Annotated in this window: 18 protein-coding genes; 14 read left to right on the plus strand and 4 right to left on the minus strand. The window is 71.3% G+C overall.

From position 1 onward, the window contains the following. The first annotated feature begins 232 nt into the window (after window positions 1-232). The 8 genes from GWK16_RS12895 (at window position 233) to GWK16_RS12930 (ending at window position 8,255) form a co-directional block, all read left to right on the plus strand. Window positions 233-610 carry a DVU3141 family protein gene (locus GWK16_RS12895; RefSeq protein ID WP_170054358.1) on the plus strand — a complete coding sequence of 126 codons (378 nt, stop codon included), beginning with the start codon at window positions 233-235 and terminating at the stop codon, window positions 608-610. Further along, a complete protein-coding gene (locus GWK16_RS12900) occupies window positions 607-1,401 on the plus strand; it encodes an ABC transporter permease (RefSeq protein WP_170054359.1) in 795 nt (264 codons plus the stop codon). The genes GWK16_RS12895 and GWK16_RS12900 overlap by 4 nt, the downstream gene beginning before the upstream one ends. An 8-nt stretch (window positions 1,402-1,409) precedes the next feature. Further along, window positions 1,410-2,048 (plus strand): ABC transporter ATP-binding protein, encoded by a 639-nt coding sequence (locus GWK16_RS12905; RefSeq protein WP_170054360.1) that lies wholly within the window; start codon window positions 1,410-1,412, stop codon window positions 2,046-2,048. Continuing rightward, window positions 2,017-3,213 carry a capsule biosynthesis protein gene (locus GWK16_RS12910; protein ID WP_248291323.1) on the plus strand — a complete coding sequence of 399 codons (1,197 nt, stop codon included), beginning with the start codon at window positions 2,017-2,019 and terminating at the stop codon, window positions 3,211-3,213. The genes GWK16_RS12905 and GWK16_RS12910 overlap by 32 nt, the downstream gene beginning before the upstream one ends. Next, window positions 3,203-5,053: a polysaccharide biosynthesis/export family protein gene (locus GWK16_RS12915; RefSeq protein ID WP_248291324.1), complete on the plus strand. Its 1,851-nt coding sequence runs from the start codon at window positions 3,203-3,205 to the stop codon at window positions 5,051-5,053. Before GWK16_RS12910 ends, GWK16_RS12915 begins: the two co-directional genes overlap by 11 nt. A 5-nt stretch (window positions 5,054-5,058) precedes the next feature. Beyond that, the gene (locus GWK16_RS12920) at window positions 5,059-5,802 is read left to right on the plus strand and encodes a metallophosphoesterase family protein (RefSeq protein WP_170054361.1); all 744 of its coding nucleotides are present in this window, start codon (window positions 5,059-5,061) and stop codon (window positions 5,800-5,802) included. 17 nt (window positions 5,803-5,819) lie between these two features. Next, on the plus strand, window positions 5,820-7,196 hold the full coding sequence (locus GWK16_RS12925) for a serine/threonine protein kinase (RefSeq protein WP_170054362.1): 1,377 nt from the start codon (window positions 5,820-5,822) through the stop codon (window positions 7,194-7,196). Window positions 7,197-7,301: 105 nt separating this feature from the next. After that, complete coding sequence (locus GWK16_RS12930) at window positions 7,302-8,255, plus strand: LysR family transcriptional regulator (protein ID WP_170054363.1); 954 nt, start codon at window positions 7,302-7,304, stop codon at window positions 8,253-8,255. A gap of 27 nt (window positions 8,256-8,282) precedes the next feature. On the opposite strand, the gene GWK16_RS12935 is transcribed toward GWK16_RS12930, so the two are convergent. Then, on the minus strand, window positions 8,283-9,881 hold the full coding sequence (locus GWK16_RS12935) for a peptide chain release factor 3 (protein WP_211187391.1): 1,599 nt from the start codon (window positions 9,879-9,881) through the stop codon (window positions 8,283-8,285). A 162-nt stretch (window positions 9,882-10,043) separates the two neighbouring features. Here GWK16_RS12935 and GWK16_RS12940 point away from each other — a divergent pair, with 162 nt between their 5' ends. Next, entirely contained in the window at window positions 10,044-10,571 is a 528-nt protein-coding gene (locus tag GWK16_RS12940; RefSeq protein WP_170054365.1) for a hypothetical protein, read from the plus strand. Between the two features lie 4 nt (window positions 10,572-10,575). Here GWK16_RS12940 and GWK16_RS12945 read toward each other — a convergent pair whose 3' ends face one another. Then, window positions 10,576-11,781 carry an MFS transporter gene (locus tag GWK16_RS12945; protein WP_170054366.1) on the minus strand — a complete coding sequence of 402 codons (1,206 nt, stop codon included), beginning with the start codon at window positions 11,779-11,781 and terminating at the stop codon, window positions 10,576-10,578. 147 nt (window positions 11,782-11,928) lie between these two features. Here GWK16_RS12945 and galU point away from each other — a divergent pair, with 147 nt between their 5' ends. Genes galU through GWK16_RS12960 form a run of 3 tightly spaced genes read left to right on the plus strand, consistent with a single transcriptional unit; the run spans window position 11,929 to window position 14,267 of the window. Next, the gene (gene galU / locus GWK16_RS12950; protein ID WP_170054367.1) at window positions 11,929-12,801 is read left to right on the plus strand and encodes a UTP--glucose-1-phosphate uridylyltransferase GalU; all 873 of its coding nucleotides are present in this window, start codon (window positions 11,929-11,931) and stop codon (window positions 12,799-12,801) included. Continuing rightward, entirely contained in the window at window positions 12,794-13,708 is a 915-nt protein-coding gene (locus GWK16_RS12955) for a polysaccharide deacetylase family protein (RefSeq protein WP_248291325.1), read from the plus strand. Before galU ends, GWK16_RS12955 begins: the two co-directional genes overlap by 8 nt. Window positions 13,709-13,730: 22 nt before the next feature. Beyond that, window positions 13,731-14,267 carry a CAP domain-containing protein gene (locus tag GWK16_RS12960; RefSeq protein WP_170054368.1) on the plus strand — a complete coding sequence of 179 codons (537 nt, stop codon included), beginning with the start codon at window positions 13,731-13,733 and terminating at the stop codon, window positions 14,265-14,267. 6 nt (window positions 14,268-14,273) lie between these two features. Here GWK16_RS12960 and GWK16_RS12965 read toward each other — a convergent pair whose 3' ends face one another. After that, entirely contained in the window at window positions 14,274-15,239 is a 966-nt protein-coding gene (locus GWK16_RS12965) for a Bug family tripartite tricarboxylate transporter substrate binding protein (RefSeq protein WP_170054369.1), read from the minus strand. 145 nt (window positions 15,240-15,384) lie between these two features. After that, window positions 15,385-16,590: a D-alanyl-D-alanine carboxypeptidase family protein gene (locus GWK16_RS12970; protein WP_170054370.1), complete on the minus strand. Its 1,206-nt coding sequence runs from the start codon at window positions 16,588-16,590 to the stop codon at window positions 15,385-15,387. Between the two features lie 349 nt (window positions 16,591-16,939). On the opposite strand from GWK16_RS12970, the gene GWK16_RS12975 reads away from it, so the two are divergent. Further along, window positions 16,940-17,437 (plus strand): phasin family protein, encoded by a 498-nt coding sequence (locus GWK16_RS12975; protein ID WP_170054371.1) that lies wholly within the window; start codon window positions 16,940-16,942, stop codon window positions 17,435-17,437. Window positions 17,438-17,703: 266 nt separating this feature from the next. After that, window positions 17,704-18,045, plus strand: a complete 342-nt coding sequence (gene clpS / locus GWK16_RS12980; RefSeq protein WP_168039745.1) for an ATP-dependent Clp protease adapter ClpS — start codon at window positions 17,704-17,706, stop codon at window positions 18,043-18,045. Window positions 18,046-18,106 lie beyond the last annotated feature (61 nt).

Here is an 18,106-nt window from a genome sequence, read left to right on the forward strand (position 1 = left end):
ACGACGCAGCAGTGCCCTGGAGGCGTGGAGTCGTCCCTGCGGCGCCGCCGAGGCATTCCGCGCGAACACACGCTCAGGTTGTAATCTTACGTTATCCAGGGCCGCTCTATCCTGTGACGCGAGAGGCGGACCCGCAAAACGTCCTCTCAGCCGATCCGGGCGTCTTAATTTTTGCGTAATTCGCTCGGAAAGGCTAGGGTCCGGTCGTCTCGGTGCCAAGGATTGTGCACGAATGCGTCTCCCGCTGAAGCGGTCCCGTAGCGTTGCGTCCGTGGCTGTCCTGGCGCTGATGGTCGTGGGCTGCGCGCAGAACGGTTCGCAAGGACCGGCGGCGCAGGGTGGCGACGCGGTCGTGGCGCCGATCTCCGATCCCGTGGTCGCCTTCGCCGCATCCGGCGCGCCCGGCGCGGAGGAAACGGTCGTCCTTCCCTCCACCGGGCAGACCGCGCGCGTGCGGATGGTCCGCGCCTATGCCGCGGCGAGTGGCCGCGACTGCCGCGAGATCCTGGTGCGCACGGACGGGTCGACACAGACCCGTCTGATCTGCCGGGCCGGCAATGGGTGGCGGGAGGCGCGCCCCCTGATCCAGGACGCGTCGGCCCGGCCGTGAGCGACACCGCGGCCCGTCCGTCGCTGGCCGACTGCGCAAGGACGCAGCTTCGGGTCATCGGCGCCCTGGTCATCCGCGAGATGCATACGCGCTTCGGGCGCCACCGGTTCGGCTACCTGACGCTGTTCCTCGAACCGATGATCCTCGCGATCGGCGTCGGCATCATCCACCAGCTCCATAAGGGCGAGCGCGGCGTCCGCGGCAGCTTCGAGATGTATGCCATCGGCTACGTCCTGTTCATGAAGTTCCGCCAGATGATCATGCGCGCCAGCGGGGCGATCCCGTCGAACGTGGCGCTGCTGCATCATCGGCAGATCGCCCTGCCGGACCTCTTCTTCGCCCGCCATCTGATCGAGACCGCGGCGTGCACGGGCGTCCTGTTCCTGATGACCTTCGTCGGCATCGCGATGGGCGGCGAGTATCCCGACTCGCCGATGAAGATGCTGGCCGCGGCCGCGCTCATGTTCCTCCTCGCTCAGGGGATGGCGCTGATGGTCGGCGCGGCGACGACCGAGTGGCACGGCATCGAGCGCTTCATCCACCTGATGACCTATCTGTTCCTGCCGATCAGCGGCCTGTTCTTCATGCTGTACTGGCTGCCGCCGTGGCTGCAGGAATACGCGGTCTGGGTGCCGACGGTGCACATCTTCGAACTGCTGCGCGACGGCCAGTTCGGCGAGAAGTACTGGACGCAGTACGACCTTCTCTACGTGGCGAAGTGGATCCTCGTCACGCATCTGATCGGGCTCGCCGGGCTGCGCGTCGTGCGCGGCCGCATCGGCCTCGAATAGAGGCGCCGATGGCACTCGACCTCATCGACGTCCACAAATCCTACCCGATGAACCACGGGCGCAAGCATGTGCTGCGGGGCGTCAACGCATCCTTCGGCAGGGGCGAACGCGTCGGCATCCTGGGGCGCAACGGGTCGGGCAAGTCCACGCTGGTGCGCGTCCTCTCCGGCGTCGAGGTGCCGACCCGCGGGCGCATCCGCCGGTCGATGTCGATCTCCTGGCCGATCGGCATGGCGGCCGGCTTCCTGACCTCGCTGTCGGGCGCCGACAACTGCCGCTTCATCGCGCGCATCTACGGCAAGCCGTCGCAAGCCGTCGTCGACTACGTGGAATCCTTCGCCGAGCTCGGCGAATACCTGCGCATGCCGGTCGGCACCTATTCCAGCGGCATGCGCTCGCGCCTCGGCCTTGCCATCTCCCTCGCGATCGAGTTCGACTGCTTCCTCGTCGATGAAGCGCTGTCGGTCGGCGACACCAAGTTCGGGCGCGCCTTCGCCGCCCGGCTGGCGAATGCCGGGCTGATCATCGTCACCCATTCGCCCTCCCAGGTCCGCCAGCTCTGTACGCGGGCGGCGGTCATGGACCAGGGCACCCTCACCTTCTACGAAGACATCGATGAAGCTCTCGCCACATACAACAGCCTTTGAACCGTCCCCCCTGGGGACGGTCGAGACCTGGACCGAGGCTGCGCCGACGCCGCCACCGCGGCCACGCAACCGGCTGTGGCGCTTCATCATCCACCCGTTCACCCTATGGGTGCTGCTGCCGACGGCGATCGTCGCGGCCTATTTCTACCTGTTCGCCGCCCCGCAATACGTGTCGGAAGCCCGCATCGTGGTGCGCGTGCGGGGCGAGACCCAGCACGCCATGGGCGCCAACGCGCTGGCGTCCCTGATGGGCGCGACGGGCAGCGGCGCCAGCGCCGGCGAGGCCAGCACGCTGCGGGAGTACCTGACATCCCATGACGCGGTGATGAGCCTGCACGACAGGCTCGACATCGTCTCGATCTGGCAGCGCCCGGAGGCCGACTACATCGCGCGCCTGCACGATACCGAGCCGGAGCGCCTGACCAAATACTACAACTCCATGGTCTCGGCCTCCCTCGACGGGTCGACGGGCGTGCTCACGCTGCGCGTGCGCAGCTTCCGCCCGGAGGATTCGAAGGCCATCGCCGAAGCGCTGCTCGCGCAGGCGGAGGACCTGGTCAACCGACTGTCGGAACGGCAGCGCGGCGACCAGCTGCGGGTCGCGCGAGACGAGGTCGCGATCGCCGAGCGACGCGTGGCCGACAGCCGGGAAGCCCTGGCCCGCTTCCGCGAACAGCAGCGCGACCTCGACAGCCAGGGGACCGCGGTGGCATCGCAGCAGCAGATCTCGGCGATGGAAGGGGCCCTCACCGTCGCGCGCGCCGAGCTCCGCGAGCGGTCCGCCTTCATGCGCCCGGACAACCCCGCGCTGCAGAGCACACGCAACCGGATCGAGGCGCTGGAACGTCAGATCGAAGCCGAGCGGCTCCGCCGCACCGGCGGCGACGGCGCGCTGGTGCACCAGCTCGCCTCCTACGATCGGCTCATGCTGGAACGGGAATTCGCCGACCGGCAACTCGCCTCCGCGACGACGAGCCTCGAGAGCGCGCGCACGGATGCGCAGCGCCAACAGGTCTTCGTCGCCCGCGTGGTCGAACCCAACCTCGCCGTCTATCCTCTCTATCCTCGGAAGCTCATCGGTGTCGGCAGTGTTTTCCTCGGTCTTGCGGTCGCTTTCGGTATCGCCTGGCTCCTCATCGCCAGCATGCGCGACCATGCGGTTTAGCGGGCGCCGCGCCGGCGGCGCGCTGCTCGCGGCGCTTTTCGCCCTCACCTTCGCCGGCGACCTTGCGGCGCAGAGCCAGACGCGGCTGCCCACCGGCATCGGCGGCGTGCCCGCGGTGCTGCCCGGCATGCCGAACCTGCTGCCGCGCCAGCCGACCACCCAGGACGGCACCGGGACCGGGACGGCGCCCAGCGACCAGGCCGCACAGCCGCCGCCCGTCTTCGACCGCCGCAGCCTCGCCGACATCCCGGGCCAGACGCGCGGGATGGAACGCATCGGCAGCCCCACCCAGGCGGAAGGCGGGCCGACCCTGGTCGCGCCGCTCGGCGACCAGGGCCGCATCACCGGCCCGGCAACCGCGGTGTTCGGCGCCTCGCTCTTCACCGGGTCCGCGCAGTCCTCCTCCGATGCGCCGAACCCCAACTACGTCCTGCAGCCCGGCGACCGCGTGTCCGTCCGTGCCTGGGGCGCCGTCGATTCCGAACTGATGGGCGTGATCGACCCCGCCGGAAATCTCTTCCTGCCGAACATCGGCCCGATCCGGGTGGCCGGCGTGCGCGTGGGGGACCTGCAATCGGTCGTCGAGGGCGAGATCCGCAAGGTCTACACCACGCAGGTGCAGGTCTATGCGACGGTGCTGTCGACCCAGCGCATCGGCGTCTTCGTGACGGGCTTCGTGCGCTCTCCGGGCCGTTTCGCGGGCGTCGCCTCCGACAGCATCCTCGACTTCCTGGTCCGCGCCGGCGGCATCGACCCCGGCCGCGGCTCCTTCCGCGAGATCGCGCTCAACCGCGGCGGCAACACGGTCGCCCGGATCGATCTCTACCGCTTCCTGCTCGAGGGCCAGCTGCCCATCCTGCGCCTGCAGGAAGGCGACACCATCGTCGTCGGCCGGCAGCGCGCCATGGTCGGCGCCGACGGTGCGGTACGGAACAACTACCTGTTCGAGAGCACGGCCCGCGCCAACCTCACGGGCCGCGAGCTGATCGACCTCGCCCGCCCGCTTCCTGCCGCAACGAACGCGGTCATCCGCGGCGTGCGCAATGCCCAGCCCTTCTCCCGCTACATGTCGATCAACGAGCTGGCGCAGCAGACGCTGCTCGACCAGGACACCGTCACCTTCGTCGCCGACGTCGCGGCGCGGACCGTGCGCGTCTCGGTCGAAGGCAGCCGTCTCTATCCCTCGGTGCTGGTCGCCGACCGCGACATCAACCTCTGCCAGATCCTCGACCACATCGCCGTCGACCCGGTCCTCGCGAACACCGAAGGCGTGTTCGTCATGCGGCCGTCGCTGGCCCTGCGGCAGAAGCGTTCGATCGACGAGGCGCTGGACCGGCTCGAGCGGCAGCTCTTCCTCGCGCCCTCCGCGACGACGCGCATCGCCGAATCCCGCACCGCCGAGGCGGCGCTGATCTCGCAGTACATCAGCCGCGCCCGCCGGGTGCAGCCCGAGGGCACGCTGGTGGTGATGAGCAACGACGGCACCTGCGCCCCGCTGCGCCTCGAAACCGGCGACGTCATCGTCATCCCCGAACGCTCCCAGACCGTCATGGTCCAGGGCGAGGTGAACGCGCCGCAGGCGGTGGTCTGGCGCGAGGGCTGGTCGATCGATCAGTACATCGAGGCCGCGGGCGGGCTGTCGCCGCGCGGCAACCGCTCGACGCTGATGGTCCGCCGCCCCTCGGGCTTCGCGCAGCTCAGCCCGAGCCAGCCCCCGCGGCCGGGGGACGAGCTGATCGCCCTGCCCTATCTCGACCCGAAATACTGGCAGCTCGGCACCGATCTCGTGACGGCGCTGTTCCAGGTCGCCCTGGCCGCACGCGTCTTCATCAACAACTAGCCGCCATGCGCTTCGCGGTCTTCGCCGACGTCCACGCCAACCTCGAGGCCTTCCGGGCCTGCCTGGACCACGCGAGGACGCGCGGCGCGGACCGCCTGGTCCTGCTCGGCGACCTGGTGGGCTACGGCGCCGACCCGGCCGCCGTGCTCGACCTCGCCATGGAGGAGGTCGGGCGCGGCGGGCTCGCCCTGCTCGGCAACCATGACGAAGCGGCGATCGGCAACGGCGCGACGGGCATGAACGATTCCGCCGCGGCCGCCATCGCCTGGACGCGCGGCAAGCTGAACGAGACGCATCGCCGCTTCCTGCGTGGCCTGCCGCTGACCATCGAGGAGGAGGGCTGCCTCTTCGTCCACGCCGATCCCTCGGCGCCCGCGAAATGGCGCTATGTGACGGATTCCGAGACCGCCAATCGCAGCCTGCAGGCGACGACCGCGCATGCGACGGTCTGCGGCCATGTGCATCGCCCGGCGCTCTACAGCCTCGGGGAGACCGGCAAGCTCATCGCGTTCCGCCCGGTCGAGGATGCGCCGGTGCCGCTCACGCACGGGCGGCGCTGGCTGGGCGTGCTCGGCGCCGTCGGCCAGCCGCGGGACGGCAACCCCGCGGCCTGCTACGCCATGGTCGACACGCATCCGATGCGGGTGACCTGGCTGCGGGTCCCCTACGACGTCGTCACCGCCGCCGCGAAGATCCGTGCCGCCGGCCTGCCGCCTGGCCTGGCCGAGCGGCTCTTCGTCGGTCGCTGACCGGCGGGGCCCGGCCGATGACGCGCGAGGTCGCCGGCTTCACGGTCCACGAAGTCCTGCATGAGGGCGGCATGGCGGTGCTCTACCGCGTGACCCATCCCGACCACGACCTGTCCATGCTGATGAAGGTGCCGCGGCTGCGCGAGGGCGAGGACCCGGCCGCGATCGTCTCCTTCGAGATGGAGCAGATGATCATGCCCCGCCTCGCGGGCGTGCATGTGCCCCGCTTCATCGCCCTCGGCGGCTTCGAGGCCGATCCTTTCATCGTCATGGAGCGCGTGCCAGGCCCGGCGCTCTCGATCCGCCTGCGCGACGTGCCGCTGCCGGCCGAGGAGGTCGCACGCATCGGCGCGGCCGTCGCCGATGCGCTCGATGCCCTGCATCACCAGCACGTCGTCCATCTCGACGTGAAGCCGGCCAACATCATCTTCCGCGAGACGGGCGAGGCGGTGATGATCGACTACGGCCTGGCCCACCACGAACGCCTGCCCGACCTGATGGCGGAGGAGTTCCGCCTGCCCTACGGCACCGTCCCCTACATGGCGCCGGAACAGGCGCTGGGCATCCGCAACGACCCGCGCAGCGACATCTTCTCCCTCGGCGCGTTGATGTACCAGTTGGCGACCGCCGACCTGCCCTTCGGCGAACCGCAGCACCTCAGCGGCGTGAAGCGGCGGCTCTGGCGGGACCCGGTGCCGCCGCGACGACGGCGCGCGAATATCCCGCCCTGGCTGCAGGAGGTGATCCTCCGCTGTCTCGAGGTGCATCCCGACGCGCGCTATCCGACGGCCGCGCAGCTCGCCTTCGACCTGCGCAACCCCGACCAGATCGCCCTGACGGAACGCGCGACCAAGGCGCGGCGCGACAGCTTCCTGACCGTGATGCGCCGCCGCCTCCGCGGCGAGACGATCCAGCCGCGCGCCTTCGCGACCGCCCGGCAGATGCAGTCGGCGCCGATCGTCGCCATCGCGCTCGATCCGAGCCTGATGACGGAAGATCTCGCGGCGGCGCTGCGGAACCAGGCGCAGAAGATGCTCGCCAGCCGGCCAGGCGCGCGGCTGGCCTGCCTCAACGTGCTCAAGACGGCCCTGCTGTCCATCGAGAGCACCCACGACGACCAGGGCCGCAACCGGCACGTCCAGCGGCTCGTCGAGTTGCAGCACTGGGCGCGCCCGCTCGGCCTGGCGGAAGGGCGGGCCACCTTCCACGTCCTCGAAGGCAGCGACGTCGCCGACGCCATCATCGACTATGCGCGGTCGAACCGCGTGGACCATGTCGTGCTCGGCGCGCGCGAGAACTCGCTCACGCGCCGGCTGCTCGGCAGCGTGTCCGGGCGCGTCGCGGCCGAGGCCCCCTGCAGCGTGACCGTGGTCCGGACCCGGCGGCCGGACTAGCAGGCAGGCCCTTGATCCCGGTGCCGCATCGGCTCCAAAACGGTTCTGTGGCGGCATGATCGGGCCTGCGCGGTGCGCGCCCCTCCGGCCGCCGGGGACACCGAGATGACCTCGCTGCGCGGCCTGGACCTCAATCTGCTCCTCGTCTTCGAGGCGCTGCACGAGACGCGGTCCGTCTCGCGCGCCGGGCAGCGGCTCGGGCTGAGCCAGTCGGCGACAAGCCACGCCCTTGCCCGGCTGCGCGAAGCCTGCCGCGACGAACTGTTCCTGCGCGCGCCGGTCGGCATGACGCCGACGCCGGTGGCGAACCGCATCTTCCCCGATATCCACCAGGCGCTGGAATCCCTGCGCCATTCGGTCGAGGAGGCGCGCGGCTTCGATCCGGCAACCAGCACGCGGCGCTTCGAGATCGCGATCCCCCATCCCCTCGGCCCCGCCTTCGCGCTGCGCATCCGCGACGCCGCGCGGGCCGCGGCGCCGGGCGTCACGCTGCGCTTCGACACCCGCACGCTGGCCGACGATGCCCCGGCCCTGATGCGCGAAGGGCTGCTCGATTGCGCCGTGGACTGGATCCCGGCGGAGGACGACCGCTTCGTAAACCGCCGCCTGTTCGACGACAGCCTGGTGATCGCCGCACGGGAAGGGCATCCGCGCGCGCGCCCCGGCATGGGTTGGCGGGACCTCGCGCAGGAGGAATTCGTCCGCTGCCACCGCCGCGCGCCGGAACGGCGGCCCAAGGCGCTGTCGGGCAAGCTGTGGGAGCTGATGGCCGAGAGCCGCCTGACGGTCAGCGAATACCTCGAGGTCCCCTTCGTGATCGGGCGGACCGACTACCTAGGTGTGTTGCCGAAGAGCATGGCGCGGATCGCGGAGGAACAGTTCCGCATGATCATCGTGCCCGTTCCCGGCCCGGCGATCCGTATCCCGATCTGGGTCGTCTGGCACGAAGGGCGGCGGCGCGACGCGGGCCATGCCTGGCTGCGCGCGCTCGTCCATCGCGAGATGCAGGGCGCGGCGGTGGAGGCCGGCCTGCTGGCCGAGGCGACATCGCCGAAGTGACCCGAGAGGGGCGAGGCCCCTTCCCCTTCAGGCCGCGGCCAGCCCGTGCTGCTCGCGCACCGGCAGGAAGCGGATCATCGGGAATTCCTCCTCCGCGCGCCGGCGCCGCCAGTCGGAGGTGAAGAAGGCCACCTGCTCGTCGTCGTGGTCCTGCGCCATGTCCATCTTGTTGGCAGCGGCGAAGCGCTCGATGGCGCCGCGATCCTCCGACGCCATCCAGCGCATCGTGGTCCAGGGCGCTGCCTCGAACGACGCGGGCACGCTGTATTCCACGCGCAGCCGGGACTGCAGCACGTCGAGCTGCAGCAGCCCCACCACGCCGACGATCGGCTGGGACCCGTCGAGCGGCCGGAACAGCTGCACCACGCCCTCGTCGGCGAGTTCGTCCAGCGCCTTGCGCAGCTTCTTCGCCAGCATCGGATCGTCGAGCCGCACGCGCCGCAGATGCTCCGGCGCGAAGGAGGGCACGCCCTGGAAGTTCAGCGGATCGCCCTCGGTCAGCGTGTCGCCGATGCGGATGCCGCCATGGGTCGCGATGCCGACCACGTCGCCGGGCCAGGCTTCCTCGGCCACCTGGCGGTCCTTGGCGAAGAAGAACAGCGGCGCGTTGACCGGCACCAGCTTGCCGGTGCGGACCTGGCGCAGCCGCATCCCCTTCTCGAGCCGGCCGGAGCAGATGCGCAGGAAGGCGACGCGATCGCGATGCTGCGGGTCCATGTTCGCCTGGATCTTGAAGACGAAGCCCGACAGCTTCGGCTCCTCCGGCCGCACGGTGCGCACATCCGCCGGGCGCGCGCGCGGCGGGGGGGCGAAGCGCGCGAGGCCTTCCAGCAGATGCGCCACGCCGAAGTCGCGCAGCGCCGAGCCGAAATAGACCGGCGTCAGCGACCCCTCGAGGAACTTGCCGAGGTCGAATTCCGCGCAGGCGCCGGATGCGAGCTCCGCCTGCTCGCGCAGCGTCGCGGCACGGTCGCCGGGCACGCGCGCCTCGATGGTCGGATCGTCGAGGCCGGTCAGCGGGATGATCTCGTCGCTGTCCACCATGCGCAGGGACGGATGCAGGATGTCGTAGACCCCGCGCAGGTCCGCACCCTGCCCGACCGGCCAGGCGACGGGGCTGGCCTCGAGCGCGAGCGTCTTCTCGATCTCGTCGAGCAGGTCGAAGGGGTCGCGCCCTTCGCGGTCCATCTTGTTCACGAAGGTGATGATCGGGATGTCGCGCAGGCGGCAGACCTCGAACAGCTTGCGGGTCTGGCTTTCGATGCCCTTGGCGGCGTCGAGCACCATCACCGCCGCGTCGACGGCCGTCAGCGTGCGGTAGGTGTCCTCGGAGAAGTCCTCGTGGCCCGGCGTGTCGAGCAGGTTGAAGACCGTCCCGTCCTTCTCGAAGGTCATCACCGAGGTGGCGACCGAGATGCCGCGCTCCTGCTCGATCTTCATCCAGTCCGAGCGCGTGCGCCGCGCGTTGCCCTTGGCGCGCACCTGGCCGGCGAGCTGGATCGCCCCACCCTTGAGCAGGAGTTTCTCCGTCAGCGTGGTCTTGCCGGCGTCGGGGTGGGCGATGATGGCGAAGGAGCGGCGCCGCGCGGCTTCCGCAGCCACGCGGGCGTCCGCGTTCAGGGGCATGTCCATGGTGGCCGGACCCTAGTCGAAATCGGCGGCGCGGGGAATCGCGGCGGCGGGCGCGGAGGATCATGACCGGATTGCAATGCGGGCGATGCTTGCGGCGATTCGGCCGGGGCCTTCATAACCGGATCCGCAACCAACGCCCCAAGGGGAAGGCCCGCCATGCCCGACGACACGCCCGAGAAGCCCAGGCGGCTGGGTCGCCGCCTGCTGATCGTCAGCGCGCCGGCTGCCGGCGCCGTGACGATCGCCGCACCGGCCGAGGCCCAGTCCGGCCGCAACGATTCCGATCCCAACGACGCGCCGGGCCGCGGCCGCAGCGGCCTGACCGATTCCGACCCGAATGACGGTCCGGGGCGCGGGCGCGGTGCGCGCGGCGGGACGGGCGTCACAGACGCCGACCCGAATGACGGCCCGGGCCGGGGTCGCGGGCGCCCGCCATCGGGCGTCACGGATTCCGATCCGTCCGACGGGCCGGGCCGCGGCCGGGGGCGGCCGCCCTCGGGTGTCACGGATTCGGACCCCTCGGACGGGCCTGGCCGTGGGCGTGGACGCCCGCCCTCGGGGCTGACGGATGCGGATCCCTCCGACGGGCCGGGCCGTGGGCGTGGGCGCCCGCCCTCGGGGCTGACGGATGCGGATCCCTCCGACGGGCCGGGCCGCGGGCGCGGCGCGACCGGGCGGAAGTAGCTCCTCAGGCCGGCGCGGCGGCGGGCAGCCGCCGCAACCGCGCGAGGTCCGACAGCGCGGCGACCAGGAAGGACGCCGCGAAGGCCGCGGCGACGAGCCACATGCCGGCCGCCGGTCCCGCCGCCGCCGCCAGGGCGCCCCCGGCCAGCGCACCGATCGGCCGGACGCCGTAGATCGCGACCTGCAGCACGGCCCCGGCCCGCCCGAGCATGGCGGGCGGGGTGACGATCTGCCGAATGCCGGTCTGGCAGATGAGCCACATCATCGGGCCGAAGCCGACCAACGCCATGGCCGCGAACGGAACGCCCACGCCGCCCGGCGGTGCCATGAGCAGCAACAGGGGCGTCGCCACCGATAGCCCAGGGCCCGCGAGCAGGATGGCGTTCGGCCCGAAGCGCCGCTGTGCCGCCGCTGCCGCCAGCGCACCCGCGATCATCCCGGCCCCGTAGCCCGCCTGCGCCAGCCCCAGCCGAGCCGGGTCGAGACCCAGCGGCCCGAGCGCGAAGGGCACGACGACCGCCAGCAGCGCGAAGAAGCCGAAATTCCACGCCAGCGCACAACCGAAGATGCCGCGCAGCAGCCGGTGACCGAGCACGAAGCGCGCGCCTTCCATCAATTGCGCGTGCATCGGCGCTCGCGCCGCGGCCCGAACGGACGGATCACGGGGCAAGCCCCGGGTCGCGACCGCCGCGAAGCCGGCGGCCATCAGCGCCAGGCCATAGCCTGCAATGGTCCATCCGTGGCCCGCCAGCGCACCGACCAGCGGCGGCGCGCCCAGGCTTGCCGCGGCCCGCGCCAGTTCGAGCCTGGCATTGGCGCCCGCCAGCCCATCGCGCGCCACGAAGGCGGGCACCAGCGACCCCGCCGTCAGCACGAAGAGAACCGTGCCGCAGGACGCCACGAACGCCGCCGCCCCGAGCATCGCAACGCCGCCGCCCGCCGCGGCCGGCAGGGCCAGCGCCGCGCCCGCGGCCGCCGTCAGGGTCGCCGCGACCAGCAGCCGCGCGCGGCCCAGCCGGTCCACCAGCAGCCCCGCGGGCAGCGAGAAGGCCAGCCAGGCGGCCGCCTGGGCCGCGAGCAGCGCCCCCACGACCCCCGGCCCGGCGCCGAAGGCAAGGACCGCGGTCAGAGGCAGCGCCGCCATGGCAAGCTGGTCGGCCGCATGCAGGCCGAAGGCGGCGGCGGTCAAACGCTGGAGAGGATCGCGCATGGAACGGGCTCCGTGATGATGCCGCCCCGTGCCATGCCCGCGGCGCCCATCGCCTCCCGTCCGTTGCGCCGGCATGGCGCCGCCCTATTCGCGTCTTGGAGCCGTGCTTCGTATGGTGTGGATCACTGACACGAGGATTCGCCAACCGTGCCCCTGAAGCCGCTCAAGAAGGCCGTCCTTCCCGTCGCCGGCCTCGGCACCCGCTTCCTGCCCGCCACCAAGGCGATGGCCAAGGAGATGCTGCCGGTCGTCGACAAGCCCCTGATCCAGTACGCGGTCGAGGAAGCGCGCGCTGCCGGGATCGAGCAGTTCTGCTTCATCACCGGCCGCGGCAAGACCGCGATCGTCGAGCATTTCGACGTCGCCTTCGAACTCGAGCGCACGCTCGAGGAACGCAACAAGGCCGCCGAGCTCGAGGCGTTGCGCGCGCAGACCATGACGCCCGGCGCCATCGTCACGGTGCGCCAGCAGGTCCCCCTCGGCCTGGGCCATGCGATCTGGTGCGCACGTTCCTTCGTCGGCGAGGATCCCTTCGCGATCCTGCTGCCGGACGACCTGATGCTCTGCGACGTGCCCTGCATGCAGCAGCTCGCCGAGGCCTATCACGAGACCGGCGGCAGCGTCGTCGCGATCGAGGAAGTGCCCCGCGAAAGAGTGAACCGCTACGGCGTGCTCGACATCGCCGAGGACAAGGGACGCCTCGTTTCGGTGAAGGGCCTGGTCGAGAAGCCGCCCGTCGAGAAGGCACCGTCCAACCTCACCATCATCGGCCGCTACGTGCTGACGCCCGAGGTGATGGGATTCCTCTCGCGGCTCGAAAAGGGCGCCGGCGGCGAGGTGCAGCTCACCGACTCCATGGCCAAGCTGATCGGCACCCAGCCCTTCCACGGGTTGCGCTACCAGGGCCGGCGCTACGATTGCGGCGACAAGGCCGGCTTCCTCGAAGCGCAGGTCGCCTTCGCGCTGCGCCGCCCGGACCTGGCACCGGCGATGCGGGCGATCCTCAAGGCCTATGCCTGAGGTCCGCCTGCCGGGTGGGATGCCCGATCCGGCCCGCGACCTGACCGGCTACGGCCTCGCGCCGCCGGATCCGCGATGGCCCGGCGGCGCGAGGCTTGCGCTGTCCATCGTGGTGAATGTCGAGGAGGGGGCGGAACTGTCCCTCGCCTCGGGCGACGAGCGGAACGAGACGATCCCGGAATCCGGCCAGCTCATCCAGGGCGCGCCGGATCCCTGCATGGAAAGCCACTTCGCCTACGGGGCGCGCGTCGGCCTGTGGCGGGTGCTGGGCGCGCTCGACGCCCACGGCGCGAAGGCGACCTTCTCCTGCTGCGGGCGTGCCGTGGCGCATACCCCTGCCCTTGCCGCCGCGCCGGCCGCACGCGGCCACGAAGTCAGCGCACATGGCTGGCGGTGGGAGATGCATGCCGGCATGGAGGAGGCGACCGAGCGCGCCGCGATCGCACGGACGGTCGCGACGCTCGGCGCCCATGCGGGCGCGCGGCCGGTGGGGTGGCACACCAAATCCGCCCCCTCGGTGAACACGCGCCGTCTGCTGATCGAGGAGGGCGGCTTCCTCTATGATTCCGATTGCTACGACGACGACCTGCCGCGCCTGGCGCCTGGGACCACGCGGCCGCACGTGATCCTGCCCTACGCCTTCGACACCAACGACATGCGCTTCCGCCCGGGTGGCGGCTTCAACCACGCCGAGGACTTCTCCCGCTACTGCATCGCCGCCTTCGACCGCCTCTTGCAGGAAGGCGGGCGGATGATGTCGGTCGGACTGCATCTGCGCACGATCGGCCGGCCGGGGCGCATTGCCGGGCTCGAGCAGTTCCTCGATCACGTGGCGCGCGCCGGAAACGCCGCCTGGGTGGCGCGGCGGATGGACATCGCCCGGCATTGGCTCGACCGCTTCGCGTGAGGAACCCTCGCGGGATCGTGTGTTGTCGACGGGGCGTGCACGCGGCGTCGTGAACGGCATGGGTGGATGGGAACATCGAGTCCCGCGTCGCCTCGTCGTGGCGGGCGCCGGGATGATGCTGTTCGGCCGGCCGCGACCGGCCGGCGCGACCGAGGTGTGGCTGCAGCAGGCCCTGCTGCGCGAGGTGAACGCCTTTCGTGCAAGCCAGCGCCGGCGACCGCTCGGGCTCGACGCGCGACTGTCGCAGGCGGCGACGGCCCATTCCCTGGACATGCTGCAATGGAGCCGGATGACCCATGCGGGCAGCGACGGCAGCGACCCCGGCGCCCGGATCAGCCGCGCCGGCTATCGGTGGCGCTCCTATCGCGAGAATGTCGGCGCCGGGTACATGGGCGTGCCCGAGGTGATGCACGGCTGGATCGCCAGCCCCGGACACCGCGACAACATGCTGGCCGACGACGTCACCCAGGTCGGCGTGGGCTATGCCGGCGCCCCGGGGATGATGCCCGGCAACATGCCGCGGCTCTTCTGGACGCTGGTGCTCGCCGCCCCGCGCTGAACCGCCTCAGGCGGCCCCCGCCGCCCTGACGACCGGCGCCCAGCGCGCAGCCTCGCGCGCGACGAAGCCCGAGATCTCCGCCGGGCTCGGATCGCCCAGGGCGACCATGCCGATACTCGCCCATCGTTCCCGCGCCGCAGGTTCGGCCATCGCCGCGCTCAGATGCGCGCGCAGGCGCGCGACGATCTCGCCCGACAGCCCGGCCGGCCCCGCGAGCAGGAACCAGTTCGACGCGACCGATCCGGGGAAGCCCGCCTCGACGATCGTCGGGACGGCGGGGACCGAGGAGATGCGCGTGTCGCTCGTCACCGCGAGGCCACGGATGCTGCCCCCCTGCACGCCGCCGGTATGGGCCCCGACCGTGTTCCAGAGCGAGGTGGTGCTGTTGCCGACGATCGCCTGTTCGGCATCCGCCGCGCCGCGGAAGGGCACGTGCAGCAGTTCGACGCCCGCTTCCTGCGCCCAGAGCATTCCGGCGAGATGCCCGACGGACCCGACGCCGGACGACCCGAAGGAGACGGCATCGCGCCCGCGCGCGGCCGCGGCCTTGTAGTCGGCCATGGTCCGGATCGGCCCGTCGCCCTTCACGGCACACAGGATCGGCGCGCCGCCGAACATGGTGATGTAGGCGAAGGATCGCTGCGGGTCGTAGGCCGGGGGCGGCGTCATGCTGACGGAGACGGCGAGCGGCCCGGTGTTCGTCACCAGCAGCGTGTACCCGTCGGCCGCGGCGGCGGCGACCTGCGCCGTCCCGACCGCGCCGCCCGCCCCGGGGCGGTTGTCCACGATGAAGGACTGCCCGAAGGCGCGTTCCAGCCCGACCGCGAGGAACCGCACCACGATGTCCGACGTCCCGCCCGGCGCATAAGGATTGATGATGCGCACCGGACGGTTGGGCCAGGCGCCCTGGGCCCGGACGGCCGGTGCGGCCAACAGGGCCGGGGTGGCGAGAAGCAGGCGGCGACGCAGCATGGACTGCCCTTTCCGGTGGCGCCGGCGCGCCCATCCGCGCAGCCGGCGCCCAGGGCGAAGGCAATGCGGTGGCCGCGCCGCGCGGCGTGATTACCGGAACGTCAGGATCGCAAGCCTCGTGCCATGCCTGGAACGGGTGGGGGCGTCAGCGGGACGCCTGGGTGGTGGTGGTCCGGCGCACCGGCGGCGGCAGGCTGCCGCGGCCGGACGAGACCGGCGCCGCGCGGCTGCCCTGCTCGATGCGGGCGGCGGTCGCGGTCGCCCGCGTCGAGGTCCGCTGCACGGTAGGCGTCGGCCGCGTCGTGGTCGCCGTCCGGGGTGTCGGCGGCGCGACGGCGCGGCGTGCGGCAGTGGCCGCGGTCGTTCCACGCCCGGGCCCCACGCGCTGCCGGGTCGCCGCGTTGCGTGTGGCGGCCGCGCGGCCGCCGGCCGTCGCCGCGCGCGCCGCCCCCACCGCGCCGACGGCGGCCATGGCGGAGGACGGGGGCCGCGGCGCCACGCCGAGCTGCGCGAAGCCCTGGTCGAGCAGCGCGCCCATGTGCCGGTCGCGCTCGACCCAGGACGACCCGCCCATGGTCACGCCGACCAGCCGCACACCGTCGCGCTGCGCAGACGTGACGATGTTGAAGCCGGAGGCCCGGATGTAGCCGGTCTTGATCCCGTCCGCGCCTTCGTAGTCGCCGACCATCCGGTTGTGGTTGCGGATCATCTGCCGCCCCCAGGCGAAATGCACCGTGCTGAAGTAACGATAACGGTCCGGGTAGTCGCGGATCAGCCGCAGCCCGAGCGTCGCCATGTCGCGGGCGGTCGTGGTGTTCTCCTGGTCCGGCAGGCCCGAGGCGTTGCGGAAGGTGGTGCGCGTCATGCCGATGGAGCGCGCCCGCATCGTCATCAGCTGCGCGAAGCGGTCCTCGCTGCCGGCCAGGTGCTCGCCGACCGCGGCGGCGACGTCGTTGGCGCTCTTGGTCACCAGGGCGAGGATCGCCTGCTCGACCGTCAGGGTCATGCCAGCGGGCAGGCCGAGCTTCGAAGGCGGGCGCGACGCCGCCTCCTCGCTCATCCGGATCGGGGTGCTGAGCTGCACGCGGCCTTCCCGCAGCGCGTCGAACAGCATGTAGAGGGTCATCATCTTGGTCAGGGAGGCCGGGTAGCGTTCCTCATCCGCGTTGGCGGCGATGAGGACGTTCCCGCTGCGCGCGTCGACCACGATGGCCGAATAACGGTCGCTGCCGATCTGTGCGGCAGCCGGGTTTGGCAGGAGCCAGGCAAGGAGAGTCAGAAGGCAGGCCAGCGTCGTCCCGAAGGTGCGGCCGCGCCGCATCGCCGGCGTCTCGGCGCGGTCTGGAGTCATGCTGAATCACCCTCCGGCGCGGCACGCCCCCGCGTGCCCGCCCCCCTTTCTGGCATCAGGATACGGTCGTGGGGCCGCCGGCGTCCAGCCGAAATGACCGGGCCATCCCCTTTCCCCGCAATGGCTTAGGACGCCCAGTTGCCGCACGCGGTTATTTGACCCGGCTGCGGCCCGAGCCGCGGGCGGAAGATTTCTATGGTGCAGTGCAAAAAAACTGTTGCGGCGGCTCCTGCGAATTGGATACACGGCCATCATGTTGCAGCGCAGCAAAGCGGTCCGGAAGCCCGGATCGACCAAGCAGGACGGGACCGTTCCGGTGCCCGTCGTCGATGACGAAAGGGATACGGACATGGCTGAGACGAAGGCCGACGTGAAGAAGATCGCCGCCGAGGGTGCTGCCCAGGCGCAGAAGATCGTGACCGAAGGTGCGGCGCAGGCTCGCGCCACGATGGAGAAGAGCATGGAACAGATCACGAAGGGGGCCGAAGGCCTCATGAAGGCCGCCGAGGAAGCCGCCGAGTTCGGCCGTGGCAACCTCGAGGCCTTCACCAAGGCCGCCCAGACCTGGGCCGTCGGCACGCAGGACCTCGCCCGCCAGGCGATGGCGCTCGCGCAGGGCTTCACGGACCAGTCGCTCGAGGGCGCGAAGGCCCTCGCCGCGGTGAAGAGCCTCAACGAGGCCGCCGAGGTCCAGGCGAAGTTCGCCAAGGCCGCGATGGAGAAGGCCGTGGCCGAGTCCGCGAAGTTCCAGGAAGCCATGTTCAAGCTGACCGAGCAGACCGTGGCCCCGATCTCCGCCCGCGTGACCGTCGCGGTCGAGAAGATCACCAAGCCGCTCGCGGCCTGATCCTCCGACGGGACTACCCGGCCGCTCCCGCCAACTCCCCCTCCCCACGGGCGGGGACGGCCGACGATGGGCCCGGTTCCGGGTCGCCGCCCTCAGGGCGGCGGCCTGGGCCGGGCCCTTTCGCGTGAGGCGCAGGGTAACGGTGCAGGCCCACAATCTGCGCCCGGCGGTCGCTCGGCCCTTCACCTGGGGCCGCGCGCTCCGATATCCTGTCATGCGACGCCGCCTGTTGCCGGCCGCGTCGAGGGAAACCACCTAGTGCGGCCATGAGCGACCAGGACAAGCGTACCGGCGGCGGACAGGGCGGCGACGGATCCCAGACCGGGGTCGTCGTAAAGGCCCGTCCGCGCACCAAGAAGCCGGCCATGTACAAGGTGCTGATGCTGAACGACGACTACACGCCGATGGAGTTCGTCGTGCATGTCCTCGAACGCTTCTTCCAGAAGAACCGCGAGGAGGCGACGCGGATCATGCTGCACGTCCACCGCCGCGGCGTCGGTGTCTGCGGCGTCTTCACCTATGAGGTCGCGGAGACCAAGGTGACGCAGGTGATGGATCTGGCGCGCCAGAACCAGCATCCGCTTCAGTGCACCATCGAGAAGGAATAGGGCGGGGGTCGCAGAACCCCAGGGGGAGGCCCACATCACGACCGGAACTTCGGTGGCGCAG

The sequence above is a fragment of the Neoroseomonas marina genome (genome assembly GCF_012927745.1).
GTDB lineage: Bacteria > Pseudomonadota > Alphaproteobacteria > Acetobacterales > Acetobacteraceae > Neoroseomonas > Neoroseomonas marina.

What these genes read in the sequence shown, in the direction of transcription:
- GWK16_RS12895 (WP_170054358.1), top strand. Translation starts at nt 233, where the DNA reads ATGCGTCTCCCGCTGAAGCGGTCCCGTAGCGTTGCGTCCGTGGCTGTC.
- GWK16_RS12905 (WP_170054360.1), top strand. Translation starts at nt 1,410, where the DNA reads ATGGCACTCGACCTCATCGACGTCCACAAATCCTACCCGATGAACCAC.
- GWK16_RS12910 (WP_248291323.1), top strand. Translation starts at nt 2,017, where the DNA reads ATGAAGCTCTCGCCACATACAACAGCCTTTGAACCGTCCCCCCTGGGG.
- GWK16_RS12915 (WP_248291324.1), top strand. Translation starts at nt 3,203, where the DNA reads ATGCGGTTTAGCGGGCGCCGCGCCGGCGGCGCGCTGCTCGCGGCGCTT.
- GWK16_RS12920 (WP_170054361.1), top strand. Translation starts at nt 5,059, where the DNA reads ATGCGCTTCGCGGTCTTCGCCGACGTCCACGCCAACCTCGAGGCCTTC.
- GWK16_RS12925 (WP_170054362.1), top strand. Translation starts at nt 5,820, where the DNA reads ATGACGCGCGAGGTCGCCGGCTTCACGGTCCACGAAGTCCTGCATGAG.
- GWK16_RS12930 (WP_170054363.1), top strand. Translation starts at nt 7,302, where the DNA reads ATGACCTCGCTGCGCGGCCTGGACCTCAATCTGCTCCTCGTCTTCGAG.
- GWK16_RS12935 (WP_211187391.1), bottom strand. Translation starts at nt 9,881, where the DNA reads ATGCCCCTGAACGCGGACGCCCGCGTGGCTGCGGAAGCCGCGCGGCGC.
- GWK16_RS12940 (WP_170054365.1), top strand. Translation starts at nt 10,044, where the DNA reads ATGCCCGACGACACGCCCGAGAAGCCCAGGCGGCTGGGTCGCCGCCTG.
- GWK16_RS12945 (WP_170054366.1), bottom strand. Translation starts at nt 11,781, where the DNA reads ATGCGCGATCCTCTCCAGCGTTTGACCGCCGCCGCCTTCGGCCTGCAT.
- GWK16_RS12955 (WP_248291325.1), top strand. Translation starts at nt 12,794, where the DNA reads ATGCCTGAGGTCCGCCTGCCGGGTGGGATGCCCGATCCGGCCCGCGAC.
- GWK16_RS12965 (WP_170054369.1), bottom strand. Translation starts at nt 15,239, where the DNA reads ATGCTGCGTCGCCGCCTGCTTCTCGCCACCCCGGCCCTGTTGGCCGCA.
- GWK16_RS12970 (WP_170054370.1), bottom strand. Translation starts at nt 16,590, where the DNA reads ATGACTCCAGACCGCGCCGAGACGCCGGCGATGCGGCGCGGCCGCACC.
- GWK16_RS12975 (WP_170054371.1), top strand. Translation starts at nt 16,940, where the DNA reads ATGGCTGAGACGAAGGCCGACGTGAAGAAGATCGCCGCCGAGGGTGCT.
- clpS (WP_168039745.1), top strand. Translation starts at nt 17,704, where the DNA reads ATGAGCGACCAGGACAAGCGTACCGGCGGCGGACAGGGCGGCGACGGA.